The 19,018-nt window shown below is 67.0% G+C and carries 17 protein-coding genes and 10 tRNA genes; 19 read left to right on the forward strand and 8 right to left on the reverse strand.

Annotation, left to right across the window (positions count from 1 at the left end; translation table 11 throughout):
- Positions 1-5 precede the first annotated feature (5 nt).
- From ACFTSF_RS35435 to ACFTSF_RS35450, 4 genes are read left to right on the forward strand one after another with little or no spacing between them, the layout of a single operon-like run.
- On the forward strand, positions 6-701 hold the full coding sequence (locus ACFTSF_RS35435) for a helix-turn-helix domain-containing protein (protein WP_380159246.1): 696 nt from the start codon (positions 6-8) through the stop codon (positions 699-701).
- Positions 698-1,213 carry a three-helix bundle dimerization domain-containing protein gene (locus tag ACFTSF_RS35440; RefSeq protein ID WP_380159248.1) on the forward strand — a complete coding sequence of 172 codons (516 nt, stop codon included), beginning with the start codon at positions 698-700 and terminating at the stop codon, positions 1,211-1,213. Before ACFTSF_RS35435 ends, ACFTSF_RS35440 begins: the two co-directional genes overlap by 4 nt.
- Positions 1,210-1,947 (forward strand): aquaporin, encoded by a 738-nt coding sequence (locus tag ACFTSF_RS35445; protein ID WP_380159250.1) that lies wholly within the window; start codon positions 1,210-1,212, stop codon positions 1,945-1,947. Before ACFTSF_RS35440 ends, ACFTSF_RS35445 begins: the two co-directional genes overlap by 4 nt.
- Positions 1,944-2,345: an arsenate reductase ArsC gene (locus ACFTSF_RS35450; protein ID WP_380159252.1), complete on the forward strand. Its 402-nt coding sequence runs from the start codon at positions 1,944-1,946 to the stop codon at positions 2,343-2,345. Before ACFTSF_RS35445 ends, ACFTSF_RS35450 begins: the two co-directional genes overlap by 4 nt.
- Here the strand turns inward: ACFTSF_RS35450 and ACFTSF_RS35455 are convergent.
- Positions 2,342-3,313 carry a sigma-70 family RNA polymerase sigma factor gene (locus tag ACFTSF_RS35455; RefSeq protein ID WP_380159253.1) on the reverse strand — a complete coding sequence of 324 codons (972 nt, stop codon included), beginning with the start codon at positions 3,311-3,313 and terminating at the stop codon, positions 2,342-2,344. The genes ACFTSF_RS35450 and ACFTSF_RS35455 overlap by 4 nt on opposite strands.
- Positions 3,310-4,722 carry an MFS transporter gene (locus tag ACFTSF_RS35460; RefSeq protein ID WP_380159255.1) on the reverse strand — a complete coding sequence of 471 codons (1,413 nt, stop codon included), beginning with the start codon at positions 4,720-4,722 and terminating at the stop codon, positions 3,310-3,312. The genes ACFTSF_RS35455 and ACFTSF_RS35460 overlap by 4 nt, the downstream gene beginning before the upstream one ends.
- Before the next feature lie 124 nt (positions 4,723-4,846).
- Here ACFTSF_RS35460 and ACFTSF_RS35465 point away from each other — a divergent pair, with 124 nt between their 5' ends.
- Positions 4,847-5,164, forward strand: a complete 318-nt coding sequence (locus tag ACFTSF_RS35465) for a hypothetical protein (RefSeq protein ID WP_380159257.1) — start codon at positions 4,847-4,849, stop codon at positions 5,162-5,164.
- Here the strand turns inward: ACFTSF_RS35465 and ACFTSF_RS35470 are convergent.
- The 4 genes from ACFTSF_RS35470 to ACFTSF_RS35485 all read right to left on the reverse strand — a co-directional run bounded on the left by ACFTSF_RS35470 (position 5,137) and on the right by ACFTSF_RS35485 (position 7,710).
- Positions 5,137-5,703 carry a dihydrofolate reductase family protein gene (locus tag ACFTSF_RS35470; RefSeq protein ID WP_380159258.1) on the reverse strand — a complete coding sequence of 189 codons (567 nt, stop codon included), beginning with the start codon at positions 5,701-5,703 and terminating at the stop codon, positions 5,137-5,139. The two genes, ACFTSF_RS35465 and ACFTSF_RS35470, sit on opposite strands and share 28 nt — an antisense overlap.
- Positions 5,704-5,743: 40 nt before the next feature.
- Positions 5,744-6,973 (reverse strand): RNA polymerase sigma factor, encoded by a 1,230-nt coding sequence (locus ACFTSF_RS35475; RefSeq protein WP_380159260.1) that lies wholly within the window; start codon positions 6,971-6,973, stop codon positions 5,744-5,746.
- A complete protein-coding gene (locus tag ACFTSF_RS35480; protein WP_380159262.1) occupies positions 6,970-7,332 on the reverse strand; it encodes a YciI family protein in 363 nt (120 codons plus the stop codon). Before ACFTSF_RS35480 ends, ACFTSF_RS35475 begins: the two co-directional genes overlap by 4 nt.
- A 114-nt stretch (positions 7,333-7,446) precedes the next feature.
- Complete coding sequence (locus tag ACFTSF_RS35485; RefSeq protein WP_380159263.1) at positions 7,447-7,710, reverse strand: hypothetical protein; 264 nt, start codon at positions 7,708-7,710, stop codon at positions 7,447-7,449.
- 459 nt (positions 7,711-8,169) lie between these two features.
- Here ACFTSF_RS35485 and ACFTSF_RS35490 point away from each other — a divergent pair, with 459 nt between their 5' ends.
- From ACFTSF_RS35490 to ACFTSF_RS35500, 3 genes are all read left to right on the forward strand, one after another.
- The gene (locus ACFTSF_RS35490; protein ID WP_380159265.1) at positions 8,170-10,800 is read left to right on the forward strand and encodes a discoidin domain-containing protein; all 2,631 of its coding nucleotides are present in this window, start codon (positions 8,170-8,172) and stop codon (positions 10,798-10,800) included.
- Positions 10,801-11,054: 254 nt separating this feature from the next.
- Positions 11,055-11,711, forward strand: coding sequence for a type IV toxin-antitoxin system AbiEi family antitoxin domain-containing protein (locus ACFTSF_RS35495; RefSeq protein ID WP_380159267.1), 657 nt, complete (start codon positions 11,055-11,057; stop codon positions 11,709-11,711).
- On the forward strand, positions 11,704-12,681 hold the full coding sequence (locus ACFTSF_RS35500) for a nucleotidyl transferase AbiEii/AbiGii toxin family protein (protein ID WP_380159269.1): 978 nt from the start codon (positions 11,704-11,706) through the stop codon (positions 12,679-12,681). Before ACFTSF_RS35495 ends, ACFTSF_RS35500 begins: the two co-directional genes overlap by 8 nt.
- Positions 12,682-13,100: 419 nt before the next feature.
- On the opposite strand, the gene ACFTSF_RS35505 is transcribed toward ACFTSF_RS35500, so the two are convergent.
- Positions 13,101-15,488, reverse strand: a complete 2,388-nt coding sequence (locus tag ACFTSF_RS35505) for a DEAD/DEAH box helicase family protein (protein ID WP_380159271.1) — start codon at positions 15,486-15,488, stop codon at positions 13,101-13,103.
- 141 nt (positions 15,489-15,629) lie between these two features.
- Positions 15,630-15,705, reverse strand: a tRNA-Thr gene (locus ACFTSF_RS35510).
- 519 nt (positions 15,706-16,224) lie between these two features.
- Here ACFTSF_RS35510 and ACFTSF_RS35515 point away from each other — a divergent pair.
- The 11 genes from ACFTSF_RS35515 (at position 16,225) to ACFTSF_RS35565 (ending at position 18,904) form a co-directional block, all read left to right on the forward strand.
- Positions 16,225-16,300, forward strand: a tRNA-Pro gene (locus tag ACFTSF_RS35515).
- 43 nt (positions 16,301-16,343) lie between these two features.
- Positions 16,344-16,417: transfer RNA gene (locus ACFTSF_RS35520), tRNA-Arg, on the forward strand.
- Between the two features lie 27 nt (positions 16,418-16,444).
- A tRNA-Leu gene (locus ACFTSF_RS35525) sits at positions 16,445-16,518 on the forward strand.
- A 65-nt stretch (positions 16,519-16,583) separates the two neighbouring features.
- Entirely contained in the window at positions 16,584-17,030 is a 447-nt protein-coding gene (locus ACFTSF_RS35530) for an HNH endonuclease (protein ID WP_344149599.1), read from the forward strand.
- Between the two features lie 33 nt (positions 17,031-17,063).
- Positions 17,064-17,136 (forward strand) — tRNA-Gln (locus ACFTSF_RS35535).
- Positions 17,137-17,241: 105 nt separating this feature from the next.
- Positions 17,242-18,438, forward strand: coding sequence for an RtcB family protein (locus tag ACFTSF_RS35540; protein ID WP_380159273.1), 1,197 nt, complete (start codon positions 17,242-17,244; stop codon positions 18,436-18,438).
- Between the two features lie 38 nt (positions 18,439-18,476).
- Positions 18,477-18,565: transfer RNA gene (locus ACFTSF_RS35545), tRNA-Ser, on the forward strand.
- A 10-nt stretch (positions 18,566-18,575) separates the two neighbouring features.
- Positions 18,576-18,648 (forward strand) — tRNA-Asp (locus tag ACFTSF_RS35550).
- An 11-nt stretch (positions 18,649-18,659) separates the two neighbouring features.
- Positions 18,660-18,732 (forward strand) — tRNA-Glu (locus ACFTSF_RS35555).
- 5 nt (positions 18,733-18,737) lie between these two features.
- Positions 18,738-18,811: transfer RNA gene (locus ACFTSF_RS35560), tRNA-Glu, on the forward strand.
- Between the two features lie 9 nt (positions 18,812-18,820).
- Positions 18,821-18,904: transfer RNA gene (locus tag ACFTSF_RS35565), tRNA-Tyr, on the forward strand.
- Positions 18,905-19,018: the final 114 nt, after the last annotated feature.

The following is a 19,018-nucleotide window of genomic DNA, read 5'->3' on the forward strand; positions in this document are numbered from 1 at the left end:
AGTCAATGAACACTGAGCTATCACCTCTCGCTGCCCGAGCCCGGATTCACGCCGCACTCGGCGATCCCGGCCGGCTGGCGATCGTCGACACCCTGATCGCCGGGGACGTCGCACCGGGTGAACTCGGTACGGCGCTCGACATGCCGACCAACCTCGTCGCCCACCACCTCAAGGTGCTCGAAGAGGCCGGCGTGGTGATCCGCACCCGCTCCGAAGGCGACCGGCGCCGGACCTACGTGCGTCTCGTCCCCGATGCGCTCACCACCATCGCCGCGCCCGTCCTGTCAGCGCCACGGGTGGTCTTCGTCTGCACGCGGAACTCGGCCCGCTCACAGCTCGCCGCAGCCGTTTGGGCCAGACGAAGCCACGTTCCAGCCCTGTCCGCCGGCACGGAACCCGCGACCCGCGTTCATCCCGGCGCGGTGAAGGTCGCCCGTCGGCACGGACTCGATCCGGCCGGCTGGCAGACCTCGCGGGTCGAGGACGTCGTCCAGCCCGACGACCTGGTGATCGCGGTCTGCGACAACGCCTACGAGCACCTGCATCCCGACGTACGGCCGCGGCTGCACTGGTCCGTCCCGGACCCCACACCCGTCGGCACCGACGCGGCCTTCGACGCCGCCTACCGCGAGATCGCCGACCGTGTCGACCGCCTCGCCCCCGCCTTCGCAGACCCAGACTCCCCAAGGAGCCGACCATGACTGTCCACCAACGCGAAGACCTGTCCATCGATCAGAACCTCGCGCTGCACACCGCCGCTGCGCGCTTGCGCGACGAGTTCTCCCAGTACTACGGGCCGGAAACGATCGAGCGGTTCCTGCATTCCAGCTACGACCAGTTCGCTACCGGCAGCACCATCCCGAACTTCCTTCCCCTGCTGGCCGAACGCTTCGCCCGGCAACGCCTCACCGCGCTCGCGCGAGTCGAAGGCCGCCACGACGACGGCAAGCCGGTCGCCCTGTTCTTGTGCACCCACAACGCCGGTCGCTCCCAGATGGCACTCGGGTTCTTCCAGCACCTCACCGGCGACAACGCCGTCGCCTGGTCCGGCGGAACCGAGCCGGGAATCGACATCAACGCCGCGGCCGTCGCAGCGATGACCGAACGCGGGATCGACATCTCCGGCGAATACCCCAAGCCGTGGACCGACGAGATCGAGCGCCGCGTACGGCGGTTGCTCGGCGAACTCGCCGTACCGCTGGAGCACGTGTGAGCCAGCCACTGTGGCGCCGCGCCACCGCCGAGGCGCTCGGTACCGGACTACTGGTCACCGTGGTTGTCGGCTCGGGGATCGCGGCAGCCTCGCTGTCGAAGGGTGACCTCGGCCTGCAACTGCTGGAGAACGCGTTTGCCACCGCACTCGGGTTGGCCGTCCTGATCCTTGCCCTCGGCCCCATTTCCGGCGCGCACTTCAACCCTGTCGTGTCACTCGTCGACTGGCGGCTCGGGCAAGCGAGCGGCACCGGCATCACCGCACGCGACCTCGCCGCCTACATCCCCGCCCAGATCCTCGGCGGCATCGGCGGCGCGGTCCTCGCGAACCTGATGTTCGACCGGGCCGCGGTCTCGTGGTCAACGACCGATAGGTCAGCCGGGCACCTGTGGCTGGGCGAGGTCGTCGCCACCGCCGGCCTCATCCTGCTCATCTTCGCCCTCGCCTGGACCGGACGCGCGAACATCGCGCCCGCCGCGGTCGGCGCCTACATCGGCTCGGCGTACTGGTTCACCTCGTCGACCTCCTTCGCCAACCCCGCCGTCACCATCGGACGCGCCTTCAGCGACACGTTCGCCGGCATCGCGCCCGGCTCGGTCCTCCCCTTCATCGCCTTCCAGCTCTTCGGCGGCATCGTCGGCGCCGGACTCGTCGCCCTGCTGTACCCCGATGCGGGCCGTGCCGCCGCCGACATCGTCACCCCACACACCGACACCACCGGAGCTACCCAGTGAGCAACCCCACCGTGCTGTTCGTCTGCGTCCACAACGCCGGCCGCTCCCAGATGGCCGCCGGCTGGCTCCGGCACCTGGCCGGCGACACCGTCGACGTCCTCTCGGCCGGATCCGCACCCGCGGACCAGATCAACCCCATCGCCGTCGAGGCGATGCGCGAAGTCGGCATCGACATCACCGGCAACACCCCGCAACTCCTGGCCACCGAAACCGTCCAGACCAGCGACGTCGTCATCACGATGGGCTGCGGCGACGCGTGCCCCTTCTACCCCGGCAAGCGCTACGAAGACTGGAAGCTGACCGACCCGGCCGGCCAGTCCATCGACGTAGTCCGCCAGGTCCGCGACGAGATCCGCGCCCACATCGAGAAGCTGGTCACCGAACTCCACGCCGGCTAGGGCAGTCCTGCGGTGGATTGCAGTGGCAGGCCGAAGCTCGGGAAGAGATCCGGGCGGTGGAAACTGTGAATCGCCCGGATCCCGCCGCTGCCGATCGTGACCACTTGCAGCATGTGCGCCCGGAGACGCCCGCCGACTTCGTCGTACACCGCGAAGCCCGGTTGCGCGTTCGCCGAAACCGGCACCAGTCGACGCTTCGCCCGTGGGTCGAGCTTGCGGCGCAGCAGCTCCAGTACGTCGTCCCGCCCTTCGAACCACGTGGGGATCGGAGGCATCTCCCACCGCACCTCGTCGGCCAGCAGCCGATTCAGACTCTCCAGATCTGCCTTCTCGAAGGCCGTCGCGTACTGATCCAGGAGCGCTCGCCTGTCCGACTCCGCCGGCTCGGTCAGCAACTCCTCATCCGGCGCCGCGCGCGTCAGCTCGGCGCGGGCTCGTTGCAGGGCTGAGTTCACGGCGGCCGCCGTCGTACCCAGGAGCTCGGCAACCTCCGCGGCCGGCCAGCCGAACGCTTCACGAAGGACAAGTACGGCGCGCTGCCGCGGTGGCAGGTACTGGAGAGCCGCGATCAGTGCCAGCCGCAGGCTCTGCCGTTCGACGACGAGTACGCCGGGGTCGGCCGGCGGCGGAGCGAACAGCAGATCCGGAAACGGCTCGAGCCACGGCAGATCCGATGCTGCCGGTGCGATCTCCCTCGGGTCACCTGGGCTACCGAGCGCGGAGGGAATCAGCCGACGACTGCTGTGCTGCAACAGATTCAGGCACTGGTTGGTCGCGATCCGGAACAACCACGTCCGGATCGACGACCGGAACTCGAACTCGCCGTAACCACGCCAGGCGCGCAGGAACGTCTCTTGTACGACGTCCTCCGCGTCATGGAGTGAGCCGAGCATCCGGTAGCAGAAGGCGACCAGCTCACCGCGATGAGGTTCGGTCCGTGCCTCGAACTCCTCGGTCTGCAAACTCATGCGCGATCCATCGCCATTGCGCTCGGCCGATCAGCAGCGCGGGGGGACAGGCCGGCTCCGGCGACAGCCCCGGCCAGCGACAGCACCCCGACAATGACCATCGCCGCCGTGAAGCCGCGCTCGAACTCATGCGGCGACGCATAACCGCCGTACCAGGCGAACGCTGCGGCCGCGATCGCGATCCCGGCCACGCTCCCGACCTGCCGCGTCATTCCGTACACGCCGGATCCGACGCCGACCGATTCCTGCGGTACGGCGGCCACTGCGCCACTCTGGGCCGCGGTCATCGCCACCGACACACCGGCTCCGGCGATGACCATCGGCGCCAGCAATTCGCCGTACGTCAGCCCGTTGCCCGAGAGCGCCGCCACCGCGAGCAACCCGAGACCTTGGGCGGCAAGACCCAGTACGACGAGAGGTCGCTCGCCGACGCGATCGACGAGCCGCCCGGCGATCGGCGCGATGACGAACAACGTCGCCGTCCACGGCAGCAACCGCAGACCGGCCGCGAACGGGCCGTCGTGCAGGACCACCTGGACGAACTGCGACAGGAAGAACAACGTGCCGATCAGAGCCGCGGCCAACAGCAGTCCGGCCAGATTCACGGCGACGAACGAGCGCACCTTGAACAAGCTCAGCGGCAGCATCGGCGCTCGAGCCCGACGCTCCCAGCCGACGAACGCGACACCGACGATCAGACCGATCACCAGGGAACCCAAGACCTCGGTGCTCGACCAGCCGACCTCCGGTCCCCGGATCAGCGCCCACACCACGCCGAGGAGCGCGACGGCGGCCAGCCCGGCTCCGACGAGGTCGAGCCGCCGGTTGCCGCCGTGGCTCTCGGGGATCTGCTTGAGCGTCAACGGGACGAGCACCAACCCGACCGGGACATTGATCCAGAATACCCAGTGCCAATCCAGCCCCTGGGTGATCGCGCCACCGACGACCGGCCCGCTGAGCACCGCAAGACCCGTGAGGCTGCTGAAGACACCCGTCGCCCAGCCACGCCGTTCCGGCGGGAAGGTAGCGCCCAGAAGCCCCATCGCGAGCGGCATCACGACGGCCGCACCCACGCCCTGGACGGCCCGGGCCGCGATCAACCACTCGACCGACGTCGCCAAGGCGCAAGCGGCCGAAGCCAGCGTGAACAGAGCGAATCCACCCGCGAAGACCCGGCGCCGGCCCCAGCGATCCCCGGCCGCGGCCGCACTCAGCATCAGTACGGCGAAGGTCAGGTTGTACGCGTTGACCGTCCACTCCAGGTCGGCCAGCGATGCGCCGAGCTGCTCCTGGATCGTGGTGAGTGCCGTCGCTACCACCAGCGAGTCGAGCGCGACCACCATGGACCCCAGCGATGTGAGGGCGAGCACCCAGCGCTGCTGGGTTGTCAGGCCCGTTCCCTTGCTCATCAATCCTCCATCAGTTCGGTTCTCAGGTGGGTAGACCGGTTGGAGCACCGAAACTCATCGCTGCGATGAATCCCGCGGGCTTCGGCTGTCCATACCGGCAAGACAGCCGAACTGAGGAGTTGCCATGCGAACGACCGTCATCACCTACCGCACGACCGTCGACACCGCGGACGAGAACCAGCACCTGATCGAGCAGGTGTTCGCAGAGCTGGAAACCACTGGCCCTGCAGGATTCCGCTACCAAAGCTTCCGCCTCGACGACGGCATCACCTTCGTCCACGTGGTCGAGGCCGAGGACGATGTCGACCCGTTGCCGCAACTACCCGCGTTCCAAGCGTTCCAGCGCACGATCAGCGACCGACTAGCCGCAGACCCACAGCGCTCCCCCGCCCATCGCGTCGGCTCTTACATCTCTCAGCGCTCGGTGACCGCCGGGCGGTAGGTGAGGTTCGCCAGGCCCGGGTCGTGGCCTTGCCCGGCCCGGACCAGCTCCCAGCGATGCTCGTCCCCGCCATCACGAAAGAAGGGAACACCGTCCGGAACGAAGACCGGCACGATCGTCAGGTTCAGCTCGTCCACGAGACCAGCATCCACAAGCGTCTGACCGAAGCGTCCGTGGCCGTAGACAACCAAGTCGTCGCCTTCGGCCTCTTTGAGCGCGCGAACCTCCTTCACCACATCGCCACCAATGACGGTGGTGTTGTTCCACTCAGCCTTCGCCAGTGTCGACGAGAACACGAACTTCGGCATCCGATTCAGAAAGTCGGCGTACGGGCCCGTTGCCTTCGGCCACTGTCGCGAGAAGACCTCGTACGTACGGCGTCCCATCAGCATCCCGCCGCTGCGCTCCAACGCGGCCAGCGAATGCTCCGCGCTCCCGTCCCCGAAATACGGCCCGGCCCAGGTCAGCGGCTCGCTGGTGATCCCGTTGAGCGACACGAGCACGCCCTGCACCAACCGTCGATTCTTGTTGTCAGTCATGCACTATTGACCCCTCCCGCTCCGGAAAGGAATCGGTGCACTAGCGCTTTCGTACGTCGGCGAGTCGCCCGCTGAGAAATGTCCGCTCGACGCCGTTGTCGGTGAGCGCCAGCGCCTCCTGGTACGCCTCCGCCGACTCATCCCAGCGCTGCAGCCGACGCAGGAACTCGGCCCGAGCGGCGCTGAGGTACCCATAGGTGGCCAGCGCCGGCTCGGACAAGAGGGGCCGCAACGCAACCAGACCAGCCTCGGGACCATCACGCTCGCCGATGGCGACTGCGCGGTTCAGCTCGACCACGGGATTCGGCCACAGTCGCAGCAGGACGTCGTACAGGCTGACGATCTCCGACCAATCGGTGTCGTGCCAGGTCGGCGCCTCCGCGTGGACGGCGGCGAGCGCGGCCTCGATCGCGTACCTCGTGGGTGGTCGTCGCCGCAGCGCATCGGTCAGCAAGGCAGTGCCCTCGCTGATCATGTCGGCGTCCCAGAGTGATCGATCTTGATCCGGGAGGAGGACCAGGCTGCCGCTCTCCGACATCCGCGCGCCCCGGCGGGCGTCGACGAGCAGGAACAGGGCCAGCAGCGCACTGACCTCGGCGTCGGTCGGCATCAGGAAGTGCAGCAGGCGAGCGAGGTCGATCGCACTGTCGATCAGGTCCTGCCGAACCAGCTCAGCGCCGATCGGAGCCGTGTGCCCTGTGCTGAAGATCAGGTGTACGACGTCGAGCACGACGCGGACCCGGTCACCGAGTTGCTCCGGCGACGGCACGCGGTACGGGATCTTGGCGACGCTGATCTTCTTCTTCGCCCGGGTGATCCGGGCCGCCATGGTCGACTCCTGCACGAGAAACGCCCGGGCCACCTCGGGCGTCGAGAGCCCGCACACCAGCCGAAGCGTCAGCGCCGCCCTCGCATCAGGCGCCAAGGCAGGGTGGCTGCAGGTGAAGATCAGCCGGAGCCGGTCGTCGTCGCGCTCGTTCTCAGGTCCGGTCACGGACTCGGGCGGCACGAGCAGCGGCAACGCTCGGCGCGCGACCGAATCCCGGCGCAGCAGGTCCCTGGCACGGTTCCGCGCCGTGGTCGTCAGCCAGGCGCCGGGATTCCGCGGGATGCCGGTTTGCGGCCAGACCTCGAGCGCCTGGACGAACGCGTCCTGGGTGCACTCCTCGGCGAGGTCGAGATCGCGGATCAGCTGCGCGGTCGTCGCGAGCACCTGAGCCCACTCGCTGCGGTGAGCCTGCGCCACCGCAGCGAGGACCTCATCACTCATCCGTTCTGCACCACCGGCCGAATTTCCACCCCGCTGTGCGAGGCGTGCACCTCCGGCAACAGCTCCGCCAGGGCGATCGCCTCGTCCAGATCCGCGGCTTCCAGCAGGTAGTAGCCGCCGACGGCCTCCTTCGTCTCCAGGAACGGCCCGTCGGTCGTCGTCACCCGCCCGGAGGAAGAGTCGGTCCGGAGCGTCGTCGCCGCGACCGCCGAAGACTCCAGCTCTGCGCCGCCGAGGACCTTCGCGCCGGCCGCGGCCGCGAACTTCTCGTGGGCCGCTCCGTGCGCCACCCACTGTTCCTCGGTCATCGCACCCCACTCGCTGGCGTCGCCGTAGATGAGGATCAGGTATTTCGCCATCGTGCTTCCTTTCGCAGAGGCCCCGGTTGGACCGCTTACCCCAACGACGTGCTGGCCACCCCGTCGATCGACACCTCGCTCAGATTTCTCAGATTTTCGAGTACCAGCGGCTAATCACCCCAAGAGGGTGCGGCCGCGTCGCGACGTCTCCGGATCGGCGTTCACCAGGACCAGGCCGTGCTCGAAGATTCGCTGGTGCAGGTTCGACTGCGGCTCAGTACGACGCCCTGTCGCCGTACCGAGTTGCCAGTCGTACATGTCCCGAGTGGCGACCCAGTCGCCGACGACCGCGTCGACGTTCGAACCATGAACAGCTGGGTCCCGTCGTCCGCGCCAGACGTCTGCGCGCTGAACACCCCGAGCAGCTCGGTATGCCAATGCGACCGATAACCGTCGTACTCGAACCGATCACCACCAACCGTCGGGAACCAATTGGGATGGTTGCCCACCGCATCGCAGTAGTCCACCCCCAGTCCTGCCCAACCGTCCCCCCCGTCGGCATTGCACCACTCACTAGCCCACTAGCCCGTGACCTGGGGTTTCTCCGTGCTCCTCCGTGGAGTCCCCCAATTCTCATCGATGGGTAATGGGGTTTCATCGATGAGTGATGGAGGTTTTTCGTAGCGTGATGCAGTCCATAACAAATGGCTCGTAGTTGCATCTTTTTTCAGTTGACAGCGAGCGACTTGGGCTACGGTTTGCCGCAAGGGGAGAAGCACAATCCGGGGGGCCGGCATGTCGAGACGTTTCGCGACCGCATTTTTCGTTCTGACTACTACGGTCGTGATGGTGCTGGGCCTCACCGCCTTGCCCGCGCGGGCAGCCGAGGGTGATCCTGTGCCCTCCGTTGTGGCGACGTGGTCCTGCACCAGCAGCCCCTGCCCGTGGGGCCCGTCGGACACCAGCAACACGGCGGTCTGGCCGGCCGCGGCCGAGCCGATCCGGACCCGCTATGGCTACACGCTCTCCCACGACGTGTACGCGCCGGTGTCCAAAGTGGCAGGCTGGAAGATCACCGTCACATCCGGCAACGCCACGATTTACGCAGGCCCGGCCGACGATGCACACTCGCCAGTGGCCGCGCTGTCGGCCGGCGACAGCTACACCGTGTCCAGCGCACTGAGCAGCAGCAGCATCGTCAGCGTGCAGGACGGCTCACCGTTCGAGTACACGATCACCCCCGGCACCCCGGCCGAAGCGCCGCTGGCCTCCGGTGACAGCTCGGTGCTGGCCACCTGGGACTGCACCAGCAGCCCGTGCCCGTGGGGTCCGTCGGACTCCAGCAACGCGGCGGTCTGGCCGGCCGCGGCCGAGCCGGTGCGGGCCCGCTACGGCTACACCGTCTCCCACGACGTGTACGCCCCGGTGTCCAAGGTGGCGGGCTGGAAGATCACCGTCGCATCCGGCAGCGCCACGGTTTACGCGGGTGCGGCCGACGGTCCGCACTCGTCGCTGGCCACGCTGTCGGACGGCGAGAGCTACACCGTGTCGAGTGCCCTGAATAGCAGCAGCATCGTCAGCGTGCAGAGCGGTTCGCCGTTCGAGTACGTCCTCGTGCCCGGCGAGCCGGGCCCGCCGCCACCGCCCGCCTGTACCGACCCCACCACGTGCGACCCGGTCTCCTGGGTCAGCGCCCGCTGGCGCTACGCCGGAACCGGCGAGGACCCCGGTGACTGGTACGGCGGCGTGGTCACCTGGCCGGTCGGCACGGCCTACCAGGGCAACGGCCGCTCCGGCTACAACGCACGCACCGTCTACTCGGAGTCGGGCGCTCCGCTCTACCCGTACATGGGCGCCTGGGCCGACGGGTGCACCGTCCGCGTGGTCACCGGCCGGGTCTTGATCATCGAGTGGGAGCGCGGTACGGACGTGTGGCGGGAGACCCTCGTGGACGCCGGCGAGACGTACACCATCTCGCTCAGCGGCTCCGAGAACGGTGCCATGATCGAGACGAACAACGACCTCGAGCCCTTCACGGTCTCGATCAGCAACTGCACCCCGCAGCCGCTCTCGGAGCCGGCCAACCGCGTCCCGGTGGCGAACGCCGGTGCGCCGCAGTCGGTCGTGGCTGGTACGACCGTGACCCTGAACGGGTCCGGCACCGACGCCGACAACGACCCGCTGACCTACACCTGGACCCAGACCGGTGGACCCGCGGTGACGCTGTCCAGTACGACGACGGCGAAGCCGACCTTCACCGCTCCGTCCACGGCATCCACGCTGACCTTCAGCCTGGTGGTGCGGGACGGCAAGGCCAACAGTGCGGCGGCGACCACCACGGTGACCACCACCCCGGTCAACCAGGTACCGGTCGCGAACGCCGGTACGGCGCAGACGGTCAACACGGGTACCACGGTGACCCTGAACGGGTCCGGCACCGACGCCGACAACGACCCGCTGACCTACACCTGGACCCAGACCGGTGGACCCGCGGTGACGCTGTCCAGCCGGACGGTGCAGAAGCCGACCTTCACCGCCCCGGCCACACCGGCCACGCTGACCTTCAGCCTGGTTGTGCGGGACGGCAAGGTGGACAGCGCGGCGTCGACCACCACGGTGACCGTCACCGGTCCGCCGAATTTGGCCCAAGGCAAGACCGCCACCCAGTCGAGCACCAGCGGTTCCGCGGTGGCGGCCCGGGCGGTGGACGGCAACACCAACGGCGTGTTCTCCAGCGGCTCGGTGAGCCAGACCAACCTCTCCACCCAGCCGTGGTGGCAGGTCGACCTCGGTTCCGCGGCGGCCGTCTCCACCGTCACGCTGTGGAGCCGGACCGACTCGAACCGGCTGGGCAGCGGCTCGGTGTTCATCTCCTCGACCGACATGACCGGCCGGTCGTTGTCGTCGCTGCGGGCCGACGCCTCGGTGAAGGAGATGCCGTTCTCGGCGTTCTCGTCCACCACCAACAGCCTGACCCTGAACGCGGGCAACGCCACCGGCCGGTACGTTCGGGTGCAACTGTCGAGCATCCTCACCACCCTGAACCTGGCCGAGGTCCAGGTCGCCGGTACCACCGGCGCCGTGAACCTGTCCACCAACCGGCCGGCCACGCAGTCGTCCACCGACGTCGGCACCGCCGCCCGGGCCGTGGATGGGAACACCAACGGCGTCTTCGCCGCCGGGTCCGTGAGCCGGACGGCGTCCAGCTCACAGCCCTGGTGGCAGGTCGACCTGCTAACCAGTTCCCGGGTCAGCAACGTCACGGTGCACAACCGGACCGACGCCTCGGCTGACAAGCTGAACAACGCGGTGGTGTTCCTCTCCACAGCTAGCATGTCGGGCCGGACCTACGCCCAACTGATCGCCGACTCCACGGTGACCAAGCTGAACCTCGGGGCGACACCGGGCGCAGTCACCAGCCTGCCGACCAACACCGTGGCCCGCTACGTCAAGGTGCAGTCGCCGGCCACCACCGCCGGTGTGATCAGCCTGGCCGAGGTCACAGTGACAGGCACCCAGCCCAACTGACGCATGACCAGGGATCCGCCTCAGTTCGTTCCATCGACGCTCTAACTTTTCATACTTTGGCCCGTACTTTTGCGGGTCGTATGTCTGAATCGTGCGCCAAATCGCACCCTTTAGGAGCTCCAAGGAGTACGGGTGGGGTACACGACCCCGCACCTCGGATCGGTCCGAGGGTCCGGGGGACGAGGTCGTCTACTGGGGTTAGGCGAACCAGCAGATTACAACATTTGTACCCGAAACTGGGTACAATAGTCGCCATGGCTGATTCGACGCTGGTACGGCTCGGCTCCATCGCGGAACACCGGTGGGGCCTGGTCACTACTGCCCAGGCCGAGGATGCTGGTGTCTCCCGTAAGCAGCTCTCCAGGATGGCTTCAGCCGGCGCGATTGAGCGTGTCGCACAGGGCGTGTACCGCATGGCCGGCGCACCACCACAGGATCACGAGGCGATCTACGCGACCTGGCTGGCGCTGGGGGGAGCGACCGCACACCGCACCAAGACCGGGGTCGCATCGGTCGTAGGGGCAGGCATCACGGCGGCGATAGTCCACGATGTCGGCGACTTCTTCCTCGACGGCCTCGACTTCATCGTGCCCACACGTAAAGGAACCCGGCTTCCCGGGGTTCACCTACGCATCCGGCAACTAACCCGTGCCGAGGTCATACCCGTTGACGGACTCCCCACCCTGACCATCGAGCGTACCCTCGCAGACCTGGTCGAACTCGGCACCGACCTGTCTCTGGTCGCCGACGCCGTCCGCGACGCAGTGCGCACCGACAAGCTCGTGGCACCCGCCCGGTTCGCGGCTTACCTCGACTCCATCGCAGCACAGCGCAAGGGTGACGGCAGCCCTCTGGCAAACGACCTGTTCGAGCTGGCTGGCGTGAGCCCGGAAGGATGGGATCGTGGCTGAGAACGAAGGTTACGCCGACTGGCGATCACTGGAGCTGGCGATCAAGGACGCCGCCAAGAAGGCCGCCCAGCACGCCGGCCCCGGAGTCAGTGCTGCCAGCGTCGACGCGACGATCCGGCAGGCCCGCTTCGACCGGTTTCTCTCTCGCGTCTTCGCCCACGGCGAGCGGTCCGAGTGGCTACTCAAGGGCGGGATGAGCATGCTCGCCCGCGTGCCCCGTTCGCGCACCACCAAGGACGTAGACCTTGCAGCTCAGCAAGCGCCCAATCTCGCCGAAGCCGAGAAAGCCCTGACCGAACTGGTCGACGTGGAGCTCGGCGACCATCTCACGTTCCGGCTCATCCGCTCCACGCCCACCGGCCTCGGCGACAACCAGCCCGGCGTAGCGACGCGGCGCTATGTCTTTGCCTGCATCGACGTCGACCACGATAACCAGATCGACACCATCGTGGTCGACGTCGTAGTCGGACCGCCGCCGATCGGTCGACCCGAAGTGATCGAGCCGGCCAACCGGCTCCATCTGCGCCGACCACTCGTCACTCACCCCTACCGGCTCTACCCTGCCGCCGACCAGATCGCCGACAAAGTCTGCGCGACCATGGACACCAACTATCCCGGCGGCAAGCACAGCAGTCGCGTCAAAGACCTGGTCGACCTCGTCGTACTGGCCCACACCCAGACAGTCGACCTGCATGAGCTACAGCTCGCAATCACCGCCAAACAGAACCTCAGCAACATCGAACCGTTCGAACACTTCGACATCCCCGCCGACTGGACCCGGACATACCCCAGAACAGCCAAAGGCGTACCAATAGCCGAATCCTTTACCGCCAAGACCGCAGCAGAAGTCGTCGCCGCCTTCATCGACCCCACACTCGAGAAGAACTCGAACAACGCAACCTGGGACCCGCAGCACCTGACCTGGTCACCGGCCCGCGACGACTCAGGATCGATACCCGGAAACGAGTGATGCGCGATCGTGTCAGGGCCATCGCCGCAACCGACGGCGACGATGTCGATGTCACATTCGGCGGCGCAAGTCTGAGAACCGCGACGATTCGAGATGACGGCAGTTACTACGGACTACGGCTCGTCTTACCTGCCACGATCGCCCGTGCACAACTCAAGCTTCAGCTTGACGTCAGCATCGGTGATTCCATCACGCCTGAGCCCCAACTCGTCGCAACCAGCAGCTACTGGCGGCTGGCAATTCACCATCCTCGGCTATCCACTCACCACCGTCATCGTCGAGAAAACTGTCCACGCCAACGAACTCGGCGGCTTAGGGAACGTTCGCTGAACCGGACAGACGCGGACCGGGATCCTGCAGGGTGCTCGATCGACTTGGGTCAGTGCGACGACTGACGCCCCGCCCTGAGCGGGCCGTCGTCAGACCCGCTCGAATCGCAGCCGCTTGTAACCGGGCATGCGTCGCTGGAGCGAGGTTGCCAGCAACGGGACGAGCGGGTCGTGGTAATCGTGGACCTCCGCGACGGTCTTGCCGGGTGCTGGGCGCACGACTCTCCCCGCACATTGGAGCAGGAGTCCATCGAAGGAGATCGGTGCCGCGAGGAACAGGGTGTCCAGGGCCGGTGCGTCGAACCCTTCACCGACGAACGGTGTCGTACCCACGACCAGGACACCGTCTCCGGCCTTCACGTCGGTGAGTCGTTCGACGATGGCACGCCGTTCCTTGGCCGGCATCCCGCCTTGGAGCACAAGCGGTTCGTGGCCGCAACCGGTCAGGAGCGACGTCAGCGTTTCGAGGTGGGCTACCCGGCGGGTCAGGACCAGGCAGTTGCGCCCCTGGGTGAGAGAGACGTGGACGTCGTCCAGAATCTGCTTGTTGCGGTCTCTGTCGACGGTGAGTGCCCGGTGAGCCTCGGCGATGGGTGACGGGGCGTCCTGAGCGATGTCTGCGGTGAAGATGGTCTCGTGCACATGCAGCACGCGCGCCGGTCCTGCAGTGGCGCCGGCTGCTTCGCCAAGCGTCCCGGGTATCTCGTCGGTCATCGTGTGCCGTACTGGTCCGAGCTGCCACCGCAGGAGCTCGCCGAGGCCGTCGCGGCGGTCAGGGGTAGCAGTGAGACCGAGCCAGTACCGGGCGGCGATCTTCTTGACCGAGTGGTCGTAGGCGGCTGCGGCGATGTGGTGAGCTTCGTCGACGATGACCTGCCCGTATCCGGCAGTCAGGTTCTCGACGTCGTCATGCCTGGCCAGGGTGGGCAGCATGGCAACATCGACGATCCCCGTCAGCTTGGTCCGCCCGCCGCCCAGCTGTCCTGGTTTGAGGCCGAGGAACTCGGTCAGTCGAGTCCGCCATTGGTCGGCGAGGGCCTTGCGGTCCACCAAGATCAGTGTGGACACCGCCCGTTCGGCGATGACCGCGCACGCCATAACGGTCTTGCCCGATCCTGGCGGGGCGACCAGGACGCCATCGTCGTGCGCGAGTAGCTCGCCGACGGCCGCGGCCTGCCGGTCGGCGAGCTCGCCGATGAGCGCGACGTCGATTTCCGTGCCCGCAATCCGGTTGTCGGTGACATCGAGGCGGGCGCCGCTGCGCTCGACGATGCCGGCGACCAGCTGCCGGAGTCCGCGAGGCAGTACGAGCCTGTCGTCCAGGGTCAGGTCGTACCCGGTAACGAACCGCGGGGTATCCCACGTGGATTTGCGCAGCCGTTGCAGCTCGTAGAACTTCGGGTTCGCCATCGATGCGGCATGCTTGAACGTCGCGAGAGCAGCAGGCGGGAGAGCGGTCACGTCCAGGACCATGCCGGCGGCGAGTTCGGCGCGCACCACCGGCGGCATGGGCGGGTGCACCTTCGTGGATTCGGCTCGTGCCAGGGTCGTGACATCGCGGCCGACGGTCGCGCGTGACGCCTTACGGGCCAGACGGGCTGCGTCCCCCGGGGTAAGCCTGTCCAGCGTCGAAAGGAACGCCCACTGGTCCTCGTACGGCTCCAGCGTGGCGGGGTCGAGGAAGAGCGTGAGCCCGTTCTTACGGCGATTGCCGTGGAGCGGTGCGGCGATCAGGTTGCCAGGTCCAGAGCCGGGCAGTACGTCCTGGCTCGGGAACAGACGGTCATAGGAGCCCAGGCTCATGGCGCCGCGCTGCAGAATGGCCTCATGGATCAGCGCGGTGCCGACCGCGCGTGCCGTCTGCGCGGGGATCGCCGCGGTGAAGAAGATCCACACATGTGCCCCGGCACCAGACTGGGAGATCTCCAGCGCAGCGGGGATGCCGGCACTTCTGGCGGCCTTGACGTATGCCAGGGCGTCGAGCATCGCGGTCTTGCCGTCGAAGTCGGCAGCCAACCACCAGCAAGTGTTGTCCGGGAGTATCGGGTAGAGGCCGATGAACAAATCCTGCCGCGACCGCGCGGCCAGGTGTTCCGCAACGACATCCGGAGTAAGCGGGAGAAGACGGGCGGTCGCGCGCGTCATACCCCTGCGCCACCCACCCGCCGCCACAGGCATCCATCCCTTCTTTCCCGTGCGCGGGTCCTCCCAGCGCTTGGCGTACGTGTCGTTCCTGGCACGGAACAGGTCCAAGTAGAGGGCAAGCTTCTGCTGCGGCGTCGAGCCTGCCATCGATACCAGCCCGCCAGGCCCGATGGGCGCGGCGAGTTGCTCAACAACAGGTGTGGTGTCCTGGCCTCGCAGCTCCAGCAGACGGGACAGCCGCACGTTCTCGACCCGGAGCCGGTCTCGCTCGGCCCGGAGCTCAGACAGCTCACGGCGCAGGGCAACGCCGCCGTCATCGTCACCGAGACTCACGCGACTATCCTGCCAGGGCGAAGACCGCCCTCGTCCCTCAACGCCGACGCGCCCCCGACGTCCGTGCGTATCTGCGGGCACCCGAGGCAAGAGGCAGGGCCCCTCTGATTCGGGCGTTTTGCCCGGCCAGAGGGGCCTTGGTGGAGCCGCCTGTCGGAATCGAACCGACGACCTTCTCATTACGAGTGAGACGCTCTGCCGACTGAGCTAAGGCGGCGGGTGGTACCGAGGGAAGAGTGTAGCGGGAGGTGGGGGGTGAGTTCGAATCGGATGGCGGGGGTGGGGGTGTGGGGTGCGGCACGTGCGGGTGAAAGGGTGGGGAAATGGATGGGAAGAAATAGTGCGGGAAATGCGTTGACTTCACATAGTGGTGTGGGTGAGACTATTCCCCGCAAGCACTACTGACGAGGAGACGATCGTGACCGGGAAGCAGAACGCGAGGAAAGCGTGGCGGCGTAGCCCCATGGCTTTGCCGTCGTGCCTGCGAACCGTGCGTATCGATGCCTTCTATCACGAACTGGGCCTCGAGCTGAGCCTGCGTTCGGGCGGTCCGCCTGGGTGATCCCGCGAGGGAGACACCTCAGGAGCCGTCTGGGCCGGGCAACCGGTGGCAGGCGGCTCTTTTGTTTTGTCCACACACGGACCGTTTTCGGTGTGCCATTTGATTCGCTGCGCCGATGCATTCTTCGGGTATTTACGGATGCCCATTCGCAGAATTGACAATTACATCTGTTTGCCAGCTGTGGGCCAGTGGCCAGGCCACCTCATTTGGGTTGAGGGAGACGGGGGTTCGAGTCCCTCCAGCTGGACCAGGCGCCCGCAGGATGCTTGCTACCGGCCGAGCGGGCGCCACGAACGCTCGTGGCTCAAGTGGAGAGAGCGCCTGTCTACGAAGCAGGAGGTTGCAGGTTCGAGTCCTGCCGAGCGTGCTCGTGTCAGCACGAAGCGTAGTACTTGCGGCTCTGGCCCAATTGGCAGAGGCACCTGGCTTAGGTCCAGGAGGTTCAGGGTTCGACTCCCTGGGGCCGCACCGACACCAACAACAGCCGACCTCGCGTGGCGTGGTCGGGCACACTGGAGGGGAGGAGGGAGCACATGAGCGGTGTGATCGTTCTCAACGCGTCGTACGAGCAGCTGCATGTCGTGTCTATTCAGCACGCCATCCGGATGCTGGTGCGCGAGGTTGCCGTTGTCGAGGAAGCGCATGACGGCGCCAGCATCGGACCGTTCCCTCTGCCCCGTGTACTGCGTTTGGTTCGCTACGTCGTCACGAAGTGGCGTTACGCGTCCGGCCGGCTGCAGTACACGCGGGCCGGCGTACTGAAGCGTGACAAGCACACGTGTGCGTACTGCGGTCTGAAGGGTGCGACCACGATGGACCACGTCGTACCGCGGTCTCGTGGTGGACGTGGTGAGTGGCTGAACGCTGTGGCTGCGCATGCGGCTTGTAACGAGAAGAAGGGCTCACGCACGCCCGAGGAGGCCGGTATGCCGCTGTTGTGGCAGCCGTGGATTCCTTCGCGTGCGGAGATATCGCTCTGACGTGACACCACCCGGTGTCGCGTTGGAGCGCGATGCCAGGTGGGCGACGGTGTCCCACCCTCGGTTCTGACCCGAGGTCCCGCAGGTTCGAGCCCTGCCCTGGCAGCGTTCCGGTGCGTCCGGCACCGGCATTGACACGAACAGGGTGAGGAGATGATCCGCGGCTACACGCGTGCCTGGGACTGGTAAGCCGACAAACGAGGGTGAGGGGATGAACGTGGAGTTTCCGGTTGAGCTGAGCGGAGCGAAGAGCTCTACGCTCATGTGGGCTCATGAGTACGAGGTGGGCGCGCAGGCGCTGCAGCAGCTGCGGAACATTGCTGCGCTGCCGTGGGTGCACGGGGTCCGGGTGATGCCGGATGTGCACCTCGGTAAGGGCGCGACGGTGGGGTCTGTGATCGCGATGTACCAGGCCGTGTCGCCGGCTGCGGTCGGGGTCGACATCGGGTGCGGGATGGAGGGTGTGCTGACGTCGCTGACGGCGGCGGACCTGCCGGATGACCTGTCCGGGATCCGGTCCCGGATCGAGGCCGCCGTACCGGTTGGTTTCCGGGCTCACGACGAGCCGGTCAGCATCCGGCGGCTCGGGCTGGACCCGCGGGCCTCGGACCGGCTGTGGGGGTCGTTCAACGAGCTGCACAAGGGCGTGCAGCAGCGTGAACGCAGGGCACAGCAGCAGATGGGTTCGCTCGGATCGGGAAACCATTTCATCGAGGTCTGCCTCGACGATGACGACCGCGTGTGGCTGATGCTGCACTCCGGAAGCCGCAACATCGGCAAGGAGCTGGCGGAGCGACACATGTCGATCGCCAAGGAGCTGCCGCACAACGCGGATCTCCCGGATCGCGATCTGGCCGTCTTCCTGTCCGGTACGCCGCAGATGACGGCGTACCGGCGGGATCTGACGTGGGCGCAGACGTACGCGTCGCAGAACCGGGCGACGATGCTGGCGCTCGTGATGCGGGCGGTGCGGGAGTCCTTCGCCCAGGAGGTCCGGTTCGACGAGCCGATCTCGTGCCACCACAACTATGTCGCCGAGGAGCACATCGACGGCCTCGACCTGCTCGTCACCCGCAAGGGTGCGATCCGGGCCGGCGCCGGTGACCTCGGCCTGATCCCGGGCTCGATGGGGACGGGCTCGTACGTCGTCCGCGGGCTCGGCTCGGAGCGGTCCTTCTACTCGGCCTCACACGGGGCAGGCCGGCGGATGAGCCGCAACGAGGCGAAGCGCCGGTTCACGGTCGACGACCTGATCGCCCAGACCGAGGGTGTCGAGTCCCGCAAGGACGCCGGTGTGCTCGACGAGCTCCCGGCGGCCTACAAGGACATCGAGTCGGTCATCGCCGCCCAGTCCGACCTGGTCGAGGTTGTCGCCCACCTCAAGCAGGTCATCTGCGTCAAGGGCTGAAGGGGACTGCCGTGTTCAGGGGACACGGCAGCTCCCGAGGTGAGGTCCGCCTGTTGGCAGGGGCAACGGTTTGCTAAACCGTCGATCGACTACGGCCGATCCGTGAGTTCGAATCTCACTCTCACCGCGCAGCACCTGCCCTGTTGGCCTAGTGGTTAAGGCACCCGGTTGTCAGCCGGGGGAACGCCGGTTCGAATCCGGTGCAGGGCGCGGAACAGCAGGCCCCGTTGGTCTAGCGGGTAGGACGTCCGGTTCTCAGCCGGGAGATCGCCGGTTCGAATCCGGTACGGGGTACGTGGGGCGCAGTGAACCAAATGGGAGAGTCACCGCGTTTTCACCGCGGGGTGTGCGGGTTCGAGTCCCGTCTGCGCTGCGATACCGAGCAGGAGCGCCACCGTTGGAGGGGTGGGCCGGGTTGTAACCCCGGTGCCTTCGGGCCTAGCAGGTTCGAATCCTGCCTCCTGCACTACTCGGGCAAAGGTGCTCGGGGCAACTAAATGAGGGGAGGACCGGCTATGGCTGGACTCAGGAACAGGAAGCGCGTACCTGGTGGGCGGACCGGTTCTCCGGTCAGTCAAGG

This window comes from Kribbella sp. NPDC056951, from assembly GCF_042674205.1.
Classification (GTDB): Bacteria; Actinomycetota; Actinomycetes; order Propionibacteriales; family Kribbellaceae; genus Kribbella; species Kribbella yunnanensis.

Excerpts from the sequence above, each read along its gene's own strand:
- ACFTSF_RS35540 (WP_380159273.1), top strand. The coding sequence starts at position 17,242 with ATGAACGTGGAGTTTCCGGTTGAGCTGAGCGGAGCGAAGAGCTCTACG.
- ACFTSF_RS35455 (WP_380159253.1), bottom strand. The coding sequence starts at position 3,313 with ATGAGTTTGCAGACCGAGGAGTTCGAGGCACGGACCGAACCTCATCGC.
- ACFTSF_RS35460 (WP_380159255.1), bottom strand. The coding sequence starts at position 4,722 with ATGAGCAAGGGAACGGGCCTGACAACCCAGCAGCGCTGGGTGCTCGCC.
- ACFTSF_RS35435 (WP_380159246.1), top strand. The coding sequence starts at position 6 with ATGAACACTGAGCTATCACCTCTCGCTGCCCGAGCCCGGATTCACGCC.
- ACFTSF_RS35465 (WP_380159257.1), top strand. The coding sequence starts at position 4,847 with ATGCGAACGACCGTCATCACCTACCGCACGACCGTCGACACCGCGGAC.
- ACFTSF_RS35480 (WP_380159262.1), bottom strand. The coding sequence starts at position 7,332 with ATGGCGAAATACCTGATCCTCATCTACGGCGACGCCAGCGAGTGGGGT.
- ACFTSF_RS35530 (WP_344149599.1), top strand. The coding sequence starts at position 16,584 with ATGAGCGGTGTGATCGTTCTCAACGCGTCGTACGAGCAGCTGCATGTC.
- ACFTSF_RS35470 (WP_380159258.1), bottom strand. The coding sequence starts at position 5,703 with ATGACTGACAACAAGAATCGACGGTTGGTGCAGGGCGTGCTCGTGTCG.
- ACFTSF_RS35440 (WP_380159248.1), top strand. The coding sequence starts at position 698 with ATGACTGTCCACCAACGCGAAGACCTGTCCATCGATCAGAACCTCGCG.
- ACFTSF_RS35475 (WP_380159260.1), bottom strand. The coding sequence starts at position 6,973 with ATGAGTGATGAGGTCCTCGCTGCGGTGGCGCAGGCTCACCGCAGCGAG.
- ACFTSF_RS35495 (WP_380159267.1), top strand. The coding sequence starts at position 11,055 with ATGGCTGATTCGACGCTGGTACGGCTCGGCTCCATCGCGGAACACCGG.